The organism is Brachybacterium phenoliresistens, from assembly GCF_000576425.1.
Classification (GTDB): domain Bacteria; phylum Actinomycetota; class Actinomycetes; order Actinomycetales; family Dermabacteraceae; genus Brachybacterium; species Brachybacterium phenoliresistens.
In genome coordinates this window covers 199,505-218,599 of the sequence record NZ_KK069999.1, presented here as the reverse complement: position 1 = coordinate 218,599, position 19,095 = coordinate 199,505, and the positions used below count along the sequence as shown (strand labels likewise).

Below are 19,095 nucleotides of genomic sequence, written 5' to 3'. Positions count from 1 at the left end.
CCTGCGCCGTCGCGCGGGGGCCGCCGGCCGGGTCCGGGCCCGCGGGCGCCGCCGGCGCGGCGAGGGCCGGTGCGGCGCTCGCGGCGAGGGCGGCGGCACCGGCCGCGGAGCCGAGCAGGGCATGGAACCGCCGGCGGGTCAGGGCGGGGGCGGGGACGGAGTCGGAGGAAGAGGAGGCAGGGGAGGAGGGAGCGGGGCTCATGATCGTCCTTGATCGTCGGGTCTTCTCGGGTCTTCTCGGGTCTTCTCGGGTCTCGTCGGGTCTTCTCAGGGTGGGGGCGGGCCGGCGTTCCCGGGGGAGCGCCGGCCCGATGGCCGGTCAGGCCCAGGGCGTCCAGTCGTCGTCGCCGCGCAGGTAGGTCTCGCGGGTGTGGACGGCGGCCTCCTCGGGCGTCAGCTGCGGGCGGCCGGTCGTGTCCCCGCCGGCGGGCACCGCCCCGGGGCCGGTGTTGGCGTGCTCGCGCAGGAAGTCGTCCTGCCAGGGCCAGCCGCTCATGTCCGACCAGGCGGGCGTGCGGATGTGCGCGCCCAGGTGGGAGTCGCGCACCACGCAGGACGGCTCGACGTTCGGGTCGCTGGAGGGATGCCAGGGCCGGCCCAGGTGCACGGTCCCATCGGCCGCGGAGGAGGTGAACTCGCAGCCGGTGAACAGGATCCCGAAGGTGTCCTGCGCGGTCGCCGGGGCGGCGACGTAGCCGTTGTTGCCGCCGGGGCCGGCGCCGCGGTCGTAGGAGCGGATCTCGCAGCCGTCGAAGACCATCGTGGCCCGGCCGTAGATGAAGTCCACGTCGCCCTCGACGAAGGAGTCGCGCACGTACACGCGGGCCACGACCCCCTTGGAGACGGACTCGCCGAGGAAGGTGTCCTGGTTGCCCAGCAGCCGCACCCCGTCCAGCACGATCCGATCGCCGACGGTGCGCAGGGCCTGCGCCTGCGACCCGCCGTGCAGCGCCTCGTCGTAGCCGTTCTCGACGGTGAGGTCCCGGACGGTGACATCGCCCGAGAGCACCGCGAGGGTCGCCGCGCCGGTGCCGCCGAAGTCGCCGCCGTAGAACTTGTCCGTCCCGGCCGCGAGGTCGTAGGTGAGCACCACGTCGGTCGCCTCGCCGGTGGCGCCGCGGATCACGAGGCCCTCGCAGCCCGGCCAGACCCGGACCACCTCCCGGTAGATCCCGGGCTCGACGACGATCTCCACGGGGTGGGGGCTGCGCCAGGCGGCGCCGACGGCCGCGCCGATGCTCGCCACGTCCCCGCTGCCGTCCAGGGCGACCCGGATCCGCCGGCCGGTCCTCTCCTTCCGGGCGTGCGGCCCGGCGTGCGCGGGCACGAGGGCGGGGACCTCGTCGCGGGAGTCGGCGACATAGGCGTAGTGGTCGGAGGCCTCGAAGGTCGCCCCGGTGTGGTCCTTGCGCCCGCGGATCGCGGTGAAGCGGTTGTGGCGCGAGTCGATGCGCGAGTCCGGGTCCTTCGCGACCAGGGCGTCCTCGCCGTCCTCGAACACGCACTGCTCGACCAGCAGCGACGAGGCGCCGCGCGACATCATCCCGTAGTGGGTCTGGCCCTGCAGCAGGCAGCTGTACACGTGCCCGTGCAGGACGTTGTCGATGCTCGCATTGCGCTGGTAGGTGCTGGAGAACCACAGATGGTGCAGCGTCAGCGTGGTGACGACGTTGTCCGTCCAGCCCACGCCGAGGGTCTTGTTGTGGTCGCGGAAGATCGACCAGGAGACGGTGACCTCGCGCGAGTCCTTGCGGATGTCGACCTGCCCGTCGCCGAGGCGCGCGAACTCGCAGTGGTCGATCCACACGTGGCGCGAGGTGTCCACGCGGATGCCGTCGTTGTCGTTGTCGTCGAACTTCCCGTCCCAGTCCCCGGCGACGTAGGAGTCGCGGAACGTGAGGTTGCGGATCACGACGTTGCTCACCCGGTCCAGGTGGAGCCCACCGCCGACGATCTCCGCGCCGCGGCCCACCCCGAGGATGCTCGTGTCGCCCGCGATCTTGAGGTTCGCCCCGAAGGGCTCGATGGTCAAGGAGCCGTCGACGAGGACGACGGTCGGCTCGGTCCGGGCGATCGCCTCGGCGAGCTGCGCCGCGGTGGTCACGGTGATGATCTCGCCGCCGAGCCCGCCGACGGCGCCGTCGGGCAGGCCCTCGCCGGGCACCCCGGCGAAGCCCGTCGCGAGCGGCGACCAGACGGGCCCGTCGGCCGTGGTCGCGTCCTGGTCCACGCGCATGCGGCGCAGCAGTCCGCGGGCCTGCGAGGCGGTGTCGTCCCCGGGGTCGGCCTGGGCGGGACGGGCGGTGAGGGCCGATGCCGTGAGGGCGGCGCCCCCGGCGGCGGCTCCGAGGAGGACAGGGAGGTGACGGCGGGCAATGGAATGCATGATCTTCCTTGATCTGTCGGTCCATCTGGGGTGGTGGGGAAGGGCGGGGGCGCCGCGGGGCGCGGCGCTGCGCGCGGCGAGCGAGGCGCGGCGCGGAGGGGAGGGGACGACGAGCGGTCCCGGAGGACCGGGGCTGGGGCTCGGGACCGGAGCTGGGTCTCTGGGCTGGGGCTGGGGCTCTGGGCTGGGGCGGGGCGCGGCGGCGGGTCAGCCCTGCTCCTCTGGCTGATCTCCTCGGCACCGGCCTGCGGAGGCGCTCGTTCCTCGCACCTCCTCCGGCCGGAGCCTTCGTCGATCAGCCCTTGACGGAGCCGATCATGGCGCCCTTGACGAAGAAGCGCTGGACGAAGGGGTAGACCATGAGCATCGGGAAGGTCGCCACGGCGATGACGGCCATCTTCACGCTCTGGGCGGGCGGGACGACGTCCACGACGGTGGCATCGGCGTTCATGCCGCTGGAGACGATGACGACCTGGCGCAGCAGCACCTGGATCGGCCACTTCGAGGAGTCGTTGATGAACAGGACGGCACCCATGTACGTGTTCCAGTAGGTCACGGCGTAGAACAGGCCGATGGTCGCGATCGAGGCCAGGGACAGCGGCAGCACGATCCGGGCGAACACGCCCACCTCGCTGCAGCCGTCGATCCGCGCGGCCTCCTCGAGGCTCGCCGGGATGCCCTGGAAGAAGTTCCGCATGATCACGAGGTTGAAGGCGTTCACGGTCACCGGCAGGATCAGCGACCACAGCGAGTCCAGCAGCCCCAGCTTCGAGACGACGATGAAGGTGGGGATCATGCCGCCGCTGAACAGCATCGTGAAGATGACCAGGAAGTTGATCCAGCGCCGGCCCAGCAGCCCGGGCTTGGACAGGGCGTAGGCCATCATCGAGGTCACCAGCAGGCTGAGGAAGGTGCCGACCACGGTGACGAACACCGAGACGCCCATGGCCCGGAAGATCGTCGGCGTGGAGAGGATGTAGCGGTAGGCCGCCAGCGACCATTCGCGCGGGATCAGCACGAAGTTGCGGGTCGCGAGCTCGCCGGGGGTCGCGAAGGAGCTGCCGATCACGTGCACGAACGGGATCAGGCAGATCAGCGCGAAGGAGGTCAGGACCACGCCGTTGACCACCGCGAAGACCTTCTCGCCGGGGGTGCGGGGGCGGCCCGGGCGGGAGGTCCGCCGCGGGGGCGCGGGCCGCGGCTCCTCGGGCCGGATCGCGGCGTCCGGGACGGCCACAGGGGTCGCATCAGCGGAGATGGAGGTCATCGGAGGCTCCCCTCGGGAACGGGACGCAGCGCGAACAGCGCGGCGGCCGCGAAGAACAGGAATGCGATCGGGAACAGGACCAGCTGGCTGCCCAGCAGGCACACCAGCCCGGCCACGAGGAACAGCAGCCCGGTGCTGCGGCGGTGCGGCCGCATCCGGGTCAGCGCCAGCCCGGCGGCGCTGACCAGCAGCAGCACCACCAGGGAGATGCCGAACCAGGCGGCGAGGGTGCGGGCGGAGGCGTAGGCCTCGGCCGCGCCGGCGCTCTCGCCCACCAGCGAGGGCATCACGGCCTCGGCGAAGGTGGCCTGGTCGATCGTGTTGATCACGAGCGTGAAGCCGCCCATGAGCACCAGCGACCCGGCGATGCCGAGGCAGACCAGGACGATCTCGAGGGTGCGGCGCATCCGCGGGGCGGGCCCGGGGTCGGCGGACGGCCGCGGGGCGGGACGGTCGGTCATGGTGGTCACCTCTCGATCACCTCGGCGTGCAGATCCGGGCAGTCCTGCGCGACCAGGGCCTCCCCGGCGGCGCCCTGCACGCGGATCCGCGCCAGGTGCGCGCCGCGCAGGTGCCCCAGGCGCAGCCCCTCCCGGGCGACCGGGCCCAGGCCCGCGGCCATCTCCGGGGTGCCCGGGGCGGCATCGGCCGCGAAGGAGACCGAGAGGTCCTCGATGGCGAGGTCCACGAGCGGCGCCTCCGGCAGCCCGAACACGTGCCCGGCGCTGGCGTGCACGCGGGTCGCAGTGAGGTGGGCCAGGTGCAGTCCGCGGATGCGCGGGGTCCCCGCGTCGACCGTGCGGGCCGCGCGGTCGCCCACGTGGGGGAGCTTGCCCTCCTCGCCGCAGAAGTAGAACGGGTTCACGGTGATCGGGCACAGCACGTCGTCCATGACGATGTTCGACACCCGCAGGTTCTCGATGACGCCCCCGCGGCCGCGGCGCGTCTTCAGGCGGATCCCGCGATCCGTGGACTGGAACACGCAGCCGGTGATGACGACGTTGCGCACGTCGCCGCTCATCTCGCTGCCCAGGACCACCCCGCCGTGCCCGTGCACCATCGTGCAGTGCGAGATGATGATGTTCTCGCAGGCCACCTGGGTTCCGGCGTGCTCGGTGCCGGCCTTGACGGCGATGCAGTCGTCGCCGACGTCGATGTGGCAGTCGTGGATCCGCACGGAGCGGCAGGACTCGGGGTCGATGCCGTCGGTGTTGGGGGAGTCCGCCGGGTTGCGGATGCTGATCCCGGAGATGGTGACCTGGTCGCACAGGGCCGGGTGCACGGTCCAGGCGGGGGAGTTGCGCAGGCTCACGTCGCGCACCACCACCCGCTCGCACTCGTGCAGGCCGATGAGCGTGGGCCGCGGGTTCGGCAGGCGGGTCGCCGGGTCGCGGAAGGCGTCCCACCACGCCTGGCCCCCGCCGTCGATGGTGCCCAGCCCCGTGACCGCGACGTCGCGCTCGCCGTGGGCGTACAGGCAGGGGGCGTGGATCTCGCGGGGCGAGCCCTCCCAGCGGGCGGTGACGATCGGGTACAGGTCGGGGTGGGCGACGAACTGCAGCAGGGCGCCGGCCTCGAGGTGCAGCTCGACGCCGGAGCGCAGGCGCAGGGAGCCGGTGCGGTGCACCCCGGGGCCCACGCTCACGCGCCCGCCGCCGCGGGCGGCGGCGTCGTCGATCTCCCGCTGGAGCTGCTCGGTGACGAGCGAGCCGGCGGCCGGTGCCTCGGCGGTCAGGAGCGTCATCCCTGCACCGCCTCGTAGGCCTCGGTGTACTCGGCGATGACGTCGTCCAGGCCCTGGCCGCGCAGGGTCTCGATGGTGGCCTCGTAGTCGGCCATCGTGGACTGCCCCATGATGAAGGTGCTGTACGAGTCGCTGAGCGCCTGCTCGATGGTGGACCACGAGCGGTCGAAGGTCGGGGAGGACAGCTGCTGCGCGGGGTTGGTGACGACGAACTCCTCGTTCTCGGCCATCATCTCGTGGGCGAGGTTCACGTAGTCGTTGGTGGACTTGTACAGCTCCACCAGGTACGACGGCCGCGAGCCGTTGTAGGGCTGGACCTGCTGCTCCCACAGGGCCTGGTCGATGATCTCGAGCGCCCCCTCGTCGTCGAACGCGAAGTGGGTGCCCTCGACGCCGTTGGTCATGAGCTGGAAGTTCGGCTCCTCGTGCAGGGCGTCCATCAGCGCCAGGGCGCCTCGCACATCGGCCTCCTCGGGCAGGGTCCGCGTGGAGAAGGAGAACAGGCCGCCCATCCCGCCGTTGGTGTCCGAGACGATGCGGCGGGGGACGTCGGCGTAGGTGATGTCGTTGATCAGCGTCCACCGCACCTCGGTATCGGGGCTGATCGACTCGGCGAGGCTCACGTAGTTCTTGGCCTCGAACAGGCCGGTGACGACGATGCCGCCCTTGTCCTGGGCGATCGCCTGCTGCTGGTTCTGCTTCTGCGTGGTGATGAACTCCTGGTTCACGCCGCCGGCCTCGTAGACGCCGCGGTACCACTCCATGGCCTGCTTCCACGGCTCGCTGATCGCGGCGGGGATCAGCTGGCCGGAGGCCTCGTCCAGCTGGAAGCGGTCGCCCGCCCCGAAGTAGCCGGCCAGGGTCCGGAAGGCGACGCCGAAGCTCTCCTGGCGGTCGATGAACCCGGTGACCTTCGCGCCGGTGCCGGTGGGGTCGCCCTCGGCGAAGGCCTTCGCCACGGCCTCGAGCTCCTCGATGGTGTGCGGGACCTCCAGGCCCAGCCGGTCCAGCCAGTCCTGCCGCACCAGCACGCCGTACCGCGCGACCTCCTTGACCATCGGCACCCCGTAGAGCACGCCGTCGATGCGGCCGGCGTCCAGGGTGGTGGGGTTGATCGCCGCGAGGTTCGGGTAGTCGGCCAGGAGGTCCTCGACCTCCCAGAACATCCCCGAGCTCAGCGCCTGGCGCACGGAGGAGGTGTTCCAGGAGATGTTGGTGGTGATGTCGGCGATGTCGCCGGAGGCGAGCACCGCGTTGATCTTCTCCTCCCAGGACGCCGCCGGGACCCACTGGAGCTCGAAGCTCTGCCCGGTGCTCTCCTGCAGGCCCTTCTCGACCGGGCCGCCGGCCTGCGGGGTGGTCGGCGTGTGCAGCACCGACATCCAGGTCAGGGGACGGGAGCCGTCGCCCCCGGTGCCGCCGGAGCTCCCGGAGCCGCAGGCGGACAGGCCGGCGGCGCCGGCGGCGGCCAGGGGGAGGGAGGACAGGACGTGTCGACGAGAGATCATCGGGGGCTGCTTTCTGCGAGGGGGACGGGCGGAGCGGGACGCGCGGGCGTCAGTTCACGGCCTCGTAGGCCTCGGTGAGCTCGGCGATGATGTCGTCCAGGCCCTGGCCGCGCAGGGTCTCGACGGTCGCCTCGTAGTCGGCCATCGTGGACTGGCCGGTGATGAAGGTGTTGTAGGCGTCGTTCAGGCCCTGCTCGATCGTGGACCACTGGGCGTCGTAGGTCTCCGAGGAGAGGGACTGGGCCGGGTTCGTGACCGCGAACTCGTCGTTCTCCGCCATCATCTGGTTGGCGAGGTTCACGTACTCGTTGGAGGACTTGTACTGCACCACCTGGTCGGAGGGGCGTGAGCTCGAGTACGGCTGGACCTGCTGCTCCCAGGCCGTCTGGTCGATGATGCTGATGACCCCGTCGGCGTCCTGCTCGAAATGGGTGCCCTCGACGCCGTTGGTCATGAGCTGGAAGGCCGGCTCGTCGAGGAGGGCGTCGATGAGGGTGAGGGCCCGGGCGAGGTCCTCCTCGCTCTTGAGGGTCCGGGAGTTGAAGGCCATCAGACCGCCCATGCCGCCGGAGGTGTCCGACACGATGCGGCGGGGGACGTCGGCGTAGGTGATGTCGTTGATCAGGGTCCAGCGCACCTCCGTGTCGGGGGAGATGGACTCGGCGAGGCTCACGTAGTTCTTGGCCTCGAACAGGCCGGTGACGACGATGCCGCCCTTGTCCTGGGCGATGGCCTGCTGCTGGTTCTGCTTCTGGACGGTCACGAACTCCTGGTTCACGCCGCCGGCCTCGTAGACGCCGCGGTACCACTCCATGGCCTGCTTCCACGGCTCGCTGATCGCGGCGGGGATCAGCTGGCCGGAGGCCTCGTCCAGCTGGAAGCGGTCCCCGGCGCCGAAGTAGCCGGCCAGGGAGCGGAAGCCGACCGCGAAGCTCTCCTGGCGGTCGATGAACCCGGTGACCTTCGCGCCGGTGCCGGTGGGATCGCCCTCGGCGAAGGCCTTCGCGACCGCCTCGAGCTCCTCGATGGTGTGCGGGACCTCCAGGCCCAGGCGGTCCAGCCAGTCCTGCCGCACCAGCACGCCGTAGCGGGCCATCGGCTTCTGGAAGGGCACGCCGTAGAGCGTGCCGTCCAGGCGGGCCGCGTCGATGATGCGCGGGTCGATCGCGGCGAGGTTCGGGTAGTCCGCCAGATGCGGCTCGACGTCCCAGAACAGGCCGGACTTCAGCGGCTCGCGCACCGAGGCCATGCCCTGGTTGAGGGTGTTGATGTCCGCGAGCGAGCCGGAGGCGAGCGCCGCGTTGATCTTCTCCTCCTTGGAGGCGTCGGGCACCCACTGGAACTCGAAGTCGACGCCGGTGAGCTCCGCCAGGCCGGTCATGACGGGGCCGTCGGCATCGGGCGTGGTGGGGGTGTGCAGCATCGACATCCAGGTGAGAGTGCCGCCGCTGCCGCCGGAGCCGCCGGATCCGGAGCCTCCCGAGCCGCAGGCGCTGAGGGCGGCGGCGCCGAGCGCGGCGGCGGGCAGGGACGTCAGGAGGGTTCTGCGCTGGATCATGCCGGGGTTCCTTCCGGAGAGGGGGCTGCCCGGTCCGCGGTTCGGATCGGGCCGGAGGCGGACGCGTCGTCGCGCCGCAGGGTGTCGTTCTGGTCGGGGGCCGGCAGCGCGCCGCGCAGGATCGCGGCGACGGCGACGGCGGGCAGGGCGATGCCGAGCAGGGGGAACAGCGGGACGGCGAAGCGGAGCATGAGCGCCCAGCTGATCGCGACCCCGACGGCGCCGAGGATGCTCCAGTGCAGGGAGCCGATGCCCAGCAGCAGCGCCGTGGTGATCTGGCGGCGGATCCCGGTCACGTCCGTGGCGGCCATGACGAAGAAGACGAAGCAGCCGATCATCAGCAGGGCCCCGAGGGCCGCGAGGTTCGCCGCCCGCAGGTACCAGTCGGTGAGGCTGAGCAGGTTCACGCCGATCACGGCGCCGGCGCCCAGCAGCACCCAGCCCATGAGCATCGGGCGGATGCCCTGGGTGCGCAGGCTGCGCCAGACGGCGCGGGCCGGCGGCGGGGTCTCGCCGTGGCGGAACCAGCGGTCCAGGTAGGCGGCCAGGGCGTAGCTGGCGGGGCCGAACCCGAGCACGCCCAGACCGAGCACGGTCACCAGCGTCCACAGCACGTTCAGCCAGATGATCCGCCAGAACCCGCCGAGCCAGCGGTTCAGGGTCGCGAACTGTTCGAAGGAGAAGAGCATGGGGGCACCTCCTGCCGGCGCGGGCCGGTCAGTACACGCCTTCCTCGCCGAGCTTCTTGGCCAGGGAGTTCGCCATCATCACGAGGATGAGCCCCACCAGGCCCTTGAACAGGCCCACCGCGGTCGCATAGGACAGCTGTCCGTTCTGGATGCCGGCGGTGTACACGTACGTATCGAAGATCTCGCCGACCTCGCGGTTCATCGAGTTCAGCAGCAGGAACATGTGCTCGAAGCCGAGCTCCAGGAAGTCGCCGATCGACAGGATGAACAGCACGATGATGGTCGCGCGGATCGCCGGCAGCGTGATGTGCCAGGTCTGCTTCCAGCGGTTGGCGCCGTCGATCTCCGCGGCCTCGTAGAGGTTCGGGTCCACGGCGGTCAGGGCGGCGAGGTAGACGATGGTGCCCCAGCCGGCGGTGCGCCAGATGTGCTGGAAGACGTACATCGGCCGCAGCCAGTCCGGATCCGTGAGGAAGCCGATCGGCTTCCCGCCGAGCGCGGCGATGAGCTCGTTGATCGCCCCGCCGTCGGTGGTGAGCATGACGTAGAAGATCGACACGACGATCACCCACGACATGAAGTGGGGGATGTAGATGATCGTCTGGATGCTGCGCTGGAAGAGCTTGGTGCGCACCTCGTTGAGCAGCAGCGCCAGGATGATCGGCACCGGGAACGAGATCACCATCAGCAGCAGCGAGAGCACCAGCGTGTTGCGCAGCAGCATCCAGAAGGTGTCCTCGGTGAACAGGCGCACGAAGTGCTCCAGCCCCACCCAGGGGCTCTCCAGGATGCCGAGGAACGGCTTGTAGTCCTGGAAGGCGATCACCAGCCCGCCCATCGGGACGTACTTGAACACCAGGAAGTAGGCGATGCCCGGCAGCGCCATGAGGTACAGCGTGCGCTGCTGCCAGATCCGGGTGCGGACGGGCCGGACGCGCAGCGCGGGCCGGTCCGGACGCCCGGTCGGTGCGGGGGTCGTCGCGACGGCACCGCTGGGGGGCGCGATCGATCTCTCTGCCGTCATCGGCCTTCCTTGCTCCTCGTCGAGTTCGGGAACACAGGGCCGATGAGAAACCGGTCTCCCGTGTGGCGACCAGTGTGCGGTGTGGGCCGCGTCATGTCAACGCCGCGCGGCGATCCGGTGCCCGACGAAGGGGAGGTCGACCCGTTGTATGCGGTCAATGCGCAGGTCAGCGACGGGATCACGATGCGATATCGGTCGCGGAGGGAGCTGTCGGGCCGATCTGGAGGGCGTGCGGAGGCCGCTCTCGACCGCCTCGCGGGCGCCTGCTACAGTCGGTCCCGATCGCTGCGAGAAACCGGTTCCTGAGTACGTTTCCCACGTCGCTCGCGGCCGTGGCACCCCCGGGACGCCCGCGCCGGCGGTCCCCGCACCCCCTGGCGAAGGAGTCAGCATGCACCGCCGTTCCAACCCGGTCCTCGACGCGGACTGGCCCGACCCCGATGCCATCCGTGCCGAGGGCGCGTTCTGGATGATCGCCTCGAGCTTCCACCGCGCTCCGGGGCTGCCGGTGCTGCGCTCGGAGGATCTCGTCACCTGGGAGCACGTCACCAACGCCCTGCCGGCCCTGCCGCCGCAGGACCACTACGCGCTGCCGCGCCGGGGCAGCGGGGTGTGGGCGCCCAGCCTCCGCGAGCACGCCGGGACCTACTACATCGTCTACCCCGACCCCGACCACGGGATCCTCGTGCTCTCGGCCCCGCACCCCGCCGGCCCCTGGAGCGCGCCGTGGACCCTGCTGCCCGGCCGCGGGCTCATCGACCCCTGCCCGCTGTGGGACGAGGACGGCCGCGCCTACCTCGTCCACGGCTGGGCGCGCTCCCGGGCCGGCGTGAAGAACCGTCTCACCCTCGTCGAGGTCGCCCCCGACCTCACCGCCCCGCTCGGCGCCGGCGAGGTGATCATCGACGGCGACGCGCTGGGCATGACGACCCTCGAGGGGCCCAAGGCATACCGCCACGACGGCTGGACCTGGATCTACGCCCCGGCGGGCGGGGTCGCCACCGGCCACCAGGTCGTCTTCCGGGCCCCGGACGTGCACGGCCCCTACGAGCACCGGATCGTCCTCGAGCAGGGCGACAGCGATGTCAACGGCCCGCACCAGGGCGCCCTCGTCGAGGACGAGGACGGCTCGCGCTGGTTCCTCCACTTCCAGGACCGCGGCGTCTTCGGCCGCGTGGTCCATGTCCAGCCGGTCACCATGGGCGAGGACGGCTGGCCGCGGATGGGCGAGCCGATCGACGACGTGCGCGGCCGCCCCGTCGCGCTCGTCCCCGTCGACGAGGACGGCGGGGAGTACACCGAGCCGATCCGCTCCGACGACTTCTCCGCCACGGTCCTCCACCCCCGCTGGCACTGGCAGGCGAACCCGCAGCCGGGCTGGTCCCGCCTCGCCGGCGACGGCCGCCTGCGGCTGGCCTTCGCCCCCAGCCCGCGCGGCGACCTGCGCGACCACGGCGCCGTGCTGGGCCAGCAGATCCCGGGCAGGCCCAGCACCTGGGAGGTCGAGCTGACCCTGCCCGGCCTGGGCCCCGATCAGGAGGTCGGGCCCGATGCCGAGCGCGCGGGGTTGATCGTGCTGGGGCGGAACTACGCCTGGGCGGGCCTGGAGCGCAGCCCCGCCGGGGTGCGCCTGGTGGCCCGGACCATGGCCGCGGACCAGGCCGACGAGGTCGAGGTCGCCGCCGTGGACCTGAGCGCGGATCCGCGCCGGGAGACGTCCGTCCACCTGCGGCTGGACGTCGACGCGGCCGGCCGCATCGGCATCACCGGCGCGGGCCGCACCCTGCTGACACAATGGCAGGCCATGGAAGGGCACTGGATCGGCGCCGAGATCGGCCTGTTCGCCGCCGGTGCAGGGCCCGTCCGCGAGGACCTCTCCGCGCGGGCGGCGAGCTTCGGACCCGTCCAGGTGCGACGCGAAGGACGTGATGCATGATGCCGCGAGGTGGAAGCGGGCCGACGATCACCCAGGTCGCCGAGGAGGCGGGCGTCTCCCGGGCGACGGTCTCGCGCGTGCTCAACGGCCGCAGCACGGTCGCGGCGGACATCGGCGAGCGGGTGCGCCAGGCCGCCGAGCGCCTGCAGTACCGCCCGAACCTCACCGCCCGGAACCTGTCCACCGGGCGCACCATGACCATCGCCCTGGTCGTCCCGGACCTCGGCAACCCCATGTTCCAGACGATCCTGCGCGGGCTGCAGCAGGCCGCCGAGCGCGACGGCTACAGCGTCCTGGTCGCCGAGGCCGGGGACGTGCGCCGCGAGGCCGAGGTCGTGCGCGAGGCCCGCAACCGCTGCGACGCCGTGGTGGTGGCCTCCCCGCGCACCGGCGATGAGACCCTGCGCGAGCTGCTCGCCCAGGTCGCCCCGGTGGTCCTCATCAACCGCCGCACCACCGTGCCGGACGTGGCCACCATCCGCGTGGACTACGCCCAGGGCATGACGCTGCTCATCGAGCACCTCGAGGCCTACGGGCACCGGGACTTCCTGTTCCTGTCCGGCCCCGAGGGGAGCGTCGCCAACCGGATCCGTCGCCAGGCGCTGGAGACGGCGAGCATGAGCGTGCCCGGGGCCCGGATCCGCACCCTGGACTGCGGCTCGAGCATGTCGGCCGGGTACCAGGCCGCCGACGGCGCGCTCGCCTCGGGCGCGACCGCGCTGCTCGCCTTCAACGACCTCGTCGCCTTCGGGGTGCTGGCCCGGCTCAACGAGATCGGCGTCAACGTCCCCGGGGACGTGTCGGTGACCGGCTTCGACGGGATCGACCTCGCCCGCTTCGCGGTGCCCTCGCTGACCACCGTCGGCCAGCGCCAGCGCGACATCGGCGCCGAGGCCTGGGCGCTGCTGCTGCGTCGCATCACCGGCGGGGCCGAGGGCGGCGGCACGCTGCCCGGCATGAGCGAGCCCGATCTCGTGCTGCCCCCGCAGCTCGTGGTCGGCGACAGCACCGGCCGGGTCCCGCCGGCGCGCGTGCTCGGCGGCGACCGCGCCGCCCCGGGCGCTCCGGCCGCGGCCGACGGCGCCCTCGGGCAGCGGCTCGGCTGGGAGCTCGACGGCGAGGAATGGACGCTCAGGCTGGGGGATCGCCTGGTGGCCGCGCAGGCCAGCGGCGCGGGGATGACGCCCGTGCACAGCCCCCGCCCGCACCTGCACCCCGTGCGCACCCTCGCCGGCATCGCCATGACCGGCACCAACCCCACCGACCATCGCCACCACTACGGCGTGTCCATGTGCAGCCCCGACGTCAACGGCACCACCTACTGGGGCGGGCGCACCTACGTCGAGGGCCGCGGCTCGACCCTGCTGGCCAACCACGGCCGCCAGGTGCTCGGCGCGGCCGAGGTCGAGGCCGGCGGCCGCGACCTCCTCCAGCCGGTGCGATGGCACGGCCACGACGGCCGCGACCTGCTGCTCGAGCAGCGGCGCCTGTGCGCGTTCCTGCTGCCGGAGGAGGAGGGCTGGGCGCTGCGCTGGCGCAGCCGTCTGCGGGCCGATGCCGAGCCCGTCACCTTCGCCAGCCCCGCGAACCGCGGCCGCGTGGGCGCCGGCTACGGCGGCTTCTTCTGGCGCCTGCCCGATGCCGACGAGACCCGTGTGCTCGTCGAGGAGGGCGAGGGCGAGGCCGCCGCCAACGGCTCCCGCGGCGCCTACGTCATCATCCAGCGCCGCCACGGCGACGCCTGGACCAGCCTGATCCTGGTGCAGGACGAGCAGGCCCAGGGGCGCCTGGACCCCTGGTTCGTGCGCGCCACCGACTACGTCGGCGCCGGCTCCGCCCTCGCCTGGGACCACCCGTACTCGCTGCCCCTGGGCGGCTCGGTCGAGTTCGACATCGTCGCCGGGGTGCTGGACCGCGCGGCCGATGCCGCCGATGTCGCCCGGCTGCTGGCCGCCTGCCCCGCGCCGAGCGAGGACCCGGCCGCGGAGAGCGCCCGATGAGCGGCCCGGAGCGCCCCGCGCGCCGACGCCGCGTGCTGCTGGCCGGGGATTCGACCGTCGCCCCGTACGTCGCCCCCGAGTTCCCGCTGTGCGGCTGGGGCGCGCACCTGGGCGCGGCGCTGAACGCCCTGCTCCCGGCGGGGGAGGGGCCCGTGCACGTGGTCGACCTCGCCAGGAACGGCGCCACCACCCGCAGCCACCGGGAGGAGGGGCTCTGGGACGCCCTGCTCGGCGGGACGACGGCGAGGGACACGGTGATCCTCCAGTTCGGCCACAACGACCAGAAGCACGCGGACCTCGACGCCGCCGGCGGCTACACCGCCCGCCTCGCGCAGATGGTCCACGAGGTCCGCGAGCGCGGGGCGCAGCCCGTGCTGTGCACCCCGGTGGCCCGGCGCCACTACGCCGAGGGCCGCCTGCTCGAGACCCACGGCGACTACCCCCGCGCCGTGCACGAGCTGGGCCGCACGCTCGACGTCCCGGTCCTGGACCTCCATGCCGAGACCCGGGCGCTGATCCTGGACCTGGGCGAGGAGGGCTCGCAGCGCCTGTTCGGGCGGATGGCCCCGGGCGAGAGCCCCCTGCGGCCCGACGGGCTGGTCGACGACACCCACTTCTCGATCGACGGGGCCATCGCCGTCGCCGACCGCGTCGCCCCGCTGCTCGCCCCGCTGCTCGCGCCCGACCTCGCGCCCGTGCCTGCAGCCCAGCGGGCCTGACCGGACCTCGGGCCTCACCCGACCCACCGGGCCCGACCGGACCCCACGAGCCCGACCGGACCCACCGGGCCTGACCGGTTCGAGCCCGCCGACGGGCGGCAACGTCCCGGCCCTCCCGCGGGATGTCAATCTGCGTCGCTTCAACGGGGTCCGAAGCGACGCAGAATGACATCTCGCGGAGGGCGCCACCTCCGGAGGGCCGCCTGCGGAGGTGCCGCGCCGGACCCGCCCCTGGAGGTGCCGCCCCGGGCCCGCCTCTGGAGGTTCCCTCTCGGGGCCGCCCCGGGGGACGGGCCCCGTCGCGGGCTACGCGCGGGATGCGGCGCGGGCGCGGGGCGGGCCGGCGGCGATCATCGCCAGCGCGGCGGCGCCCAGCGGCAGCAGCACCGGGACGGTCAGCACTGCCGTCGCGACCACGACCATCGCGGCGACCGCGCCGGCGGTGCGGACGGGGTGCGCGGCGCAGTCCAGGGCCGCCTCCCGCAGGATCGGCCGGGCGCGGCCCAGGGACTGCGGGTCCCGCTCTCCGCGATCGGCCTCGAGCGCCGCCCGGCCCAGCAGGGCGCAGAACCGGGCGCCGACCGCGCAGCTGCCGCCCAGGGCGAGCACGCCGGCGGCCGTCGCCGCCGCGGCGGGGAGCATCGGCGGCGACGTCGCCGCGACCCACAGCAGATCCACCGTGCCGACGGCCGCCGGGGCCAGCAGGACCAGCTGCCCGCGCAGCCCCGCTCCCAGCGCACGCCGGAGGGCCGCGCCGAAGACGCCGCGCACGGAGACCGGGAGCCCGCGCCGCCAGGCGTGCACCACGGCGCACAGCGCCGCCGTCGCGACGAGCACCGTGAGCAGCGGAAGGCAGGCCAGCGCCCACAGGATGCCGAGCGCGACCACATCGGCCCCGCGGGCGAGGACCTCCCGCATCGTCCATCCGCCCTCGGCGCGCCCGCGGGAGCGCCGCGGCGCGGCCACCGCGCTCATCCCTTCATCCCCGACAGCACGACGCCCTCGAGGATGTGGCGCTGGGCGAAGAAGAACACGACGATCACCGGGGCGACCACCATCAGCGAGGCGGCCATGAGGAAGCCCCACTCGGTGCTGTACAGGGACTGGAACGAGGCCAGGCCCAGAGCCAGGGTGTACTTGCTCGAGTCGCTGATGTAGATCAGCGGGTTGAACAGGTCGTTCCAGGTGGCCATGAACGTGAACACGCCCACGAGGATCAGCGCCGGCTTGGACAGCGGCAGGACGATCCGGGAGTACACGTACAGCGGGCTCGCCCCGTCGAGGTACGCGGCGTCGTCGAGGTCGTTGGGGATGGTCAGGAAGAACTGGCGCAGGAGGAAGATGTTGAACGCCCCGCCGGCGCCGAGGATCGCCGGGACCGTCAGCGGGAAGTAGGTGTTCAGCGCCCCCAGCTGCTGCCACAGCACGAAGGTGGGGATGAGGGTCGCCGCCCCGGGCAGCAACAGGCTGCTCATGAGCGCGGCGAACACGATCCGGCGCCCGGGCCAGCGCATCCGCGCCAGGGAGAAGGCCGCCAGCGACGTCGACAGCAGCACCCCCGGCACCACGATGACCTCGAGCAGCAGGGTGTTCAGGAGGTACAGGCCCAGCGGCTGGGTCTGCAGCGCCCCCGAGAAGTTGCCCCAGGCGACGGGGCTGGGCCACCACTCGGGCGGGAAGGCGAACATCTGCTCGTCGGTCATCAGGGCGCTGCGCACCAGCCACAGGAACGGCGCCAGCGAGGCGAGGCCGCCCAGCGCGAGCAGGACGTGGACGACGATCCGGCCGATGCGCCGCATGCGGCGGTGGGCCTCGTCCTGCGGACCCGTGGGCGCGGACCGGGGGGCGCCGGCGCGGGCCGGCGGGGTGCTCGTGACCGTGCTCATCGGGCTCGGCCTCCTTCGTAGAAGACGCCGCGCTGGGCGATGCGGAAGGTGATGACGGTGATGATCACGACGATCACGAACAGGATCCAGGCCAGGGCGCTCGCATAGCCCAGGCGGCCGTCGCGGAAGGCCGCGTAGTAGATGTTGAGCACGTAGAACAGGGTCGCGTTGTTGGGGCCGCCGCCGGTCATGACGAACGCCTGGTCGAAGACCTGGAAGGCGGCGATCATGCCGGTGATGAGGTTATAGAGGATGATCGGGCTGAGGTAGGGGATGGTGACGTGGCGCAGCTTGTACCAGGCGCCGGCGCCGTCGACCTCGGCCGCCTCGTACAGCGAGCGGGGCACGCCCTGCAGGCCCGCCACGAAGATGAGCGCCATGTTGCCGCAGGCCCACACCGCCATCAGCGCGATCGACGGCACGGCCGAGCCCTCGCCGAACACCCACAGGGAGGTGGGCAGGCCGACGGCCCGCAGCACGGCGTTGGCGAGCCCGAAGTCGGGGTTGTAGATCCACATCCACAGCACGGCGCTGGCCACCGCCGGCACCAGCACCGGCAGGTAGAAGATGGTGCGCAGCACGCCCTTGCCGCGCACGTCCTGGTTCAGCAGCACGGCGATCCCGAAGGCGACCAGCATCGAGCCGGGCACCGCGATGATCGCGTACAGGAACGTGCGGCGCAGGGAGATCGGGAAGTACGGGTCCGCGGTGAGGATCTCGACGAAGTTGTCGACCCCCACGAAGCGGGGCGTCCCGCCGATGCTCCAGTCGGTGAGGCCGATGACGGCCGAGGCGATCATCGGCCCCACCGTGAACAGCAGGAACCCGAGGACGACGGGCGCGATCATGAGCGGGCCCCAGCGGCGCTCGAGTCGCTCCACGCCGGAGCGGCGGCGACGCCGCGGGGCCGGCGGCGGGGGCGCGGGCGCCGCCGCTCCCGCCCGCGGGGTGGTGGTCGTGGTGCTCACAGCGCGGCCTCCTCGTATCGGCCCTGCAGGAGCCCCTCGAGCTGGGAGTCGAGGGCGGCGCAGGCCTCCCGCGCCGGCGTCTCGCCCGACCAGGCGCTCGAGAGGATGTTGCCGATCTGGGTGTCGATGCGGTCGTAGTCCCGGATGGAGTAGTGCGGGGAGGGGATCGCCGCCTCGCGGGTGGCGTCGATGCACGCCTCCCGGTAGCCGGGCGGGTACACCTCCCCGGAGGTCCAGCGGGCGATGAACTCCTCGTCGCGGTAGCAGTGCTCCTGCACCGGCATCCACAGGCCGTTGGTGAACAGGGGGTTCACCTCCGGATCGGCGAGCATGTTCATGAGCTCCCAGGTCTCCTCGAGCCGCGGGCTGGAGGAGAAGACGGCGTTGGCGCCGGAGTACGTCATCACCGCCGGCTGCCCGAAGCTGGGCAGGACGGCGACGTCGTAGGGCATCTCGGTGCCGGTGAAGTTCAGCAGCTCCCACTGCCCGGTCGAGACCATGGCGACGCGTCCCGATCCCAGCTGGCCGGGGGCGTCGCCGCCCACGGACTGCATCTGCGCGGGGCTGGGCATCACCCGGTGCTCGTGGATGAGCTCCTGCACCCAGGTGACCACCTCGACGGCCTCCGGGGTGGAGAACAGCGAGCGCGTGCCCGCCTCGTCGAACACCGGGCAGCCGTTGGAGTGCAGCAGGTTGTACAGGCTCTGCGTGCCGGAGAGGCCGGAAATGCCGTAGCGCTCGATGCTGTGCGGCGCGAACCCCGCCTCGGAGGGGTGGCGGCCCTCGCGGTCCACGGTGAGGGCATCGGCCGCGGCGACGAAGCCGTCGGGGTCGAAGGCCTCGTCCAGCCGGGTGGGCGGGGCGACGCCGGCGGCCGCGCAGACCTCCGGGTCGATGTAGAGCATGATCACCTCGACGGCGCTCTGCATGGTCCCGCTCCCCGGCGTCCACTGGTGGACGGCGCTGGGCATGAGCCCGGTCAGCTTCGGGTACCGGTCGCCCTGCGCGAAGAGGTCGTCGATGCGTCCGGCGGCGCCCAGGCGCATCGCCATGGCCTCGGGGAGGTAGCCGGCATCGGGCTCGATGTTCCCGGCGACCAGGGCGTTGAGCTTGGTCGCGTAGTCGCCGGGGATGTGCTCGGCCACCGTGGTCACGCCGCTGGTGCCGGTGTACATGTCCATCACCGAGGTGACGGCGTCCTTCTCCTCGGGGGAGCCCCAGAAGGTGAAGCGCAGGGCGTCGGGGTCGGTGTCGGCCGTGAAGTAGCTGCAGCCGCTCAGGGCGGGCGGCAGCGCGATCCCCGCCGCGGCGATCCCGAGCAGGGACCGCCGCGAGGGGCGGGCGCCGCGGGGCGGCGCGGGCGGGCGGATGCCGGTGCGCGGGCGGATCGTCGCCATCGTCGATCCTGCG

Annotated in this window: 15 protein-coding genes and 1 pseudogene; 3 read left to right on the top strand and 13 right to left on the bottom strand. The window is 72.5% G+C overall.

Annotation, left to right across the window (positions count from 1 at the left end; all coding sequences use genetic code 11):
- From BF93_RS19635 to BF93_RS14370, 9 genes and pseudogenes are all read right to left on the bottom strand, one after another.
- Window positions 1-202 (bottom strand): annotated as a pseudogene (locus BF93_RS19635) (hypothetical protein); the annotation flags it as partial.
- Between the two features lie 117 nt (window positions 203-319).
- Window positions 320-2,386 carry a pectinesterase family protein gene (locus tag BF93_RS14405; RefSeq protein WP_038373532.1) on the bottom strand — a complete coding sequence of 689 codons (2,067 nt, stop codon included), beginning with the start codon at window positions 2,384-2,386 and terminating at the stop codon, window positions 320-322.
- A 295-nt stretch (window positions 2,387-2,681) separates the two neighbouring features.
- On the bottom strand, window positions 2,682-3,653 hold the full coding sequence (locus tag BF93_RS14400; RefSeq protein ID WP_084148571.1) for a carbohydrate ABC transporter permease: 972 nt from the start codon (window positions 3,651-3,653) through the stop codon (window positions 2,682-2,684).
- The gene (locus BF93_RS14395; RefSeq protein WP_156954154.1) at window positions 3,650-4,114 is read right to left on the bottom strand and encodes a DUF4064 domain-containing protein; all 465 of its coding nucleotides are present in this window, start codon (window positions 4,112-4,114) and stop codon (window positions 3,650-3,652) included. Before BF93_RS14395 ends, BF93_RS14400 begins: the two co-directional genes overlap by 4 nt.
- Window positions 4,115-4,119: 5 nt before the next feature.
- On the bottom strand, window positions 4,120-5,397 hold the full coding sequence (locus tag BF93_RS14390) for a glycoside hydrolase family 28 protein (protein WP_051486995.1): 1,278 nt from the start codon (window positions 5,395-5,397) through the stop codon (window positions 4,120-4,122).
- A complete protein-coding gene (locus BF93_RS14385) occupies window positions 5,394-6,905 on the bottom strand; it encodes an extracellular solute-binding protein (RefSeq protein WP_038373530.1) in 1,512 nt (503 codons plus the stop codon). The genes BF93_RS14390 and BF93_RS14385 overlap by 4 nt, the downstream gene beginning before the upstream one ends.
- Before the next feature lie 49 nt (window positions 6,906-6,954).
- On the bottom strand, window positions 6,955-8,463 hold the full coding sequence (locus BF93_RS14380; RefSeq protein WP_051486994.1) for an extracellular solute-binding protein: 1,509 nt from the start codon (window positions 8,461-8,463) through the stop codon (window positions 6,955-6,957).
- Window positions 8,460-9,152 (bottom strand): YesL family protein, encoded by a 693-nt coding sequence (locus BF93_RS14375; protein WP_038373529.1) that lies wholly within the window; start codon window positions 9,150-9,152, stop codon window positions 8,460-8,462. The genes BF93_RS14380 and BF93_RS14375 overlap by 4 nt, the downstream gene beginning before the upstream one ends.
- 28 nt (window positions 9,153-9,180) lie before the next feature.
- Window positions 9,181-10,176, bottom strand: a complete 996-nt coding sequence (locus BF93_RS14370; RefSeq protein ID WP_084148570.1) for an ABC transporter permease — start codon at window positions 10,174-10,176, stop codon at window positions 9,181-9,183.
- Between the two features lie 391 nt (window positions 10,177-10,567).
- On the opposite strand from BF93_RS14370, the gene BF93_RS14365 reads away from it, so the two are divergent.
- From BF93_RS14365 to BF93_RS14355, 3 genes are read left to right on the top strand one after another with little or no spacing between them, the layout of a single operon-like run.
- Window positions 10,568-12,112 carry a glycoside hydrolase family 43 protein gene (locus tag BF93_RS14365; RefSeq protein ID WP_038373527.1) on the top strand — a complete coding sequence of 515 codons (1,545 nt, stop codon included), beginning with the start codon at window positions 10,568-10,570 and terminating at the stop codon, window positions 12,110-12,112.
- Window positions 12,109-14,112 carry a DUF6807 family protein gene (locus BF93_RS19100; protein ID WP_051486993.1) on the top strand — a complete coding sequence of 668 codons (2,004 nt, stop codon included), beginning with the start codon at window positions 12,109-12,111 and terminating at the stop codon, window positions 14,110-14,112. The genes BF93_RS14365 and BF93_RS19100 overlap by 4 nt, the downstream gene beginning before the upstream one ends.
- Window positions 14,109-14,831: a rhamnogalacturonan acetylesterase gene (locus BF93_RS14355; protein WP_038373526.1), complete on the top strand. Its 723-nt coding sequence runs from the start codon at window positions 14,109-14,111 to the stop codon at window positions 14,829-14,831. The genes BF93_RS19100 and BF93_RS14355 overlap by 4 nt, the downstream gene beginning before the upstream one ends.
- Before the next feature lie 306 nt (window positions 14,832-15,137).
- Here the strand turns inward: BF93_RS14355 and BF93_RS14350 are convergent, their stop codons facing one another.
- The 4 genes from BF93_RS14350 to BF93_RS14335 are packed head-to-tail and all read right to left on the bottom strand — an operon-like array spanning window position 15,138 to window position 19,082.
- Window positions 15,138-15,806, bottom strand: a complete 669-nt coding sequence (locus BF93_RS14350) for a DUF624 domain-containing protein (protein WP_038373524.1) — start codon at window positions 15,804-15,806, stop codon at window positions 15,138-15,140.
- Window positions 15,803-16,717, bottom strand: a complete 915-nt coding sequence (locus BF93_RS14345; protein ID WP_038373523.1) for a carbohydrate ABC transporter permease — start codon at window positions 16,715-16,717, stop codon at window positions 15,803-15,805. Before BF93_RS14345 ends, BF93_RS14350 begins: the two co-directional genes overlap by 4 nt.
- Window positions 16,714-17,685, bottom strand: a complete 972-nt coding sequence (locus BF93_RS14340; protein WP_232226446.1) for a carbohydrate ABC transporter permease — start codon at window positions 17,683-17,685, stop codon at window positions 16,714-16,716. The genes BF93_RS14345 and BF93_RS14340 overlap by 4 nt, the downstream gene beginning before the upstream one ends.
- Entirely contained in the window at window positions 17,682-19,082 is a 1,401-nt protein-coding gene (locus BF93_RS14335) for an extracellular solute-binding protein (RefSeq protein WP_038373521.1), read from the bottom strand. The genes BF93_RS14340 and BF93_RS14335 overlap by 4 nt, the downstream gene beginning before the upstream one ends.
- Window positions 19,083-19,095: the final 13 nt, after the last annotated feature.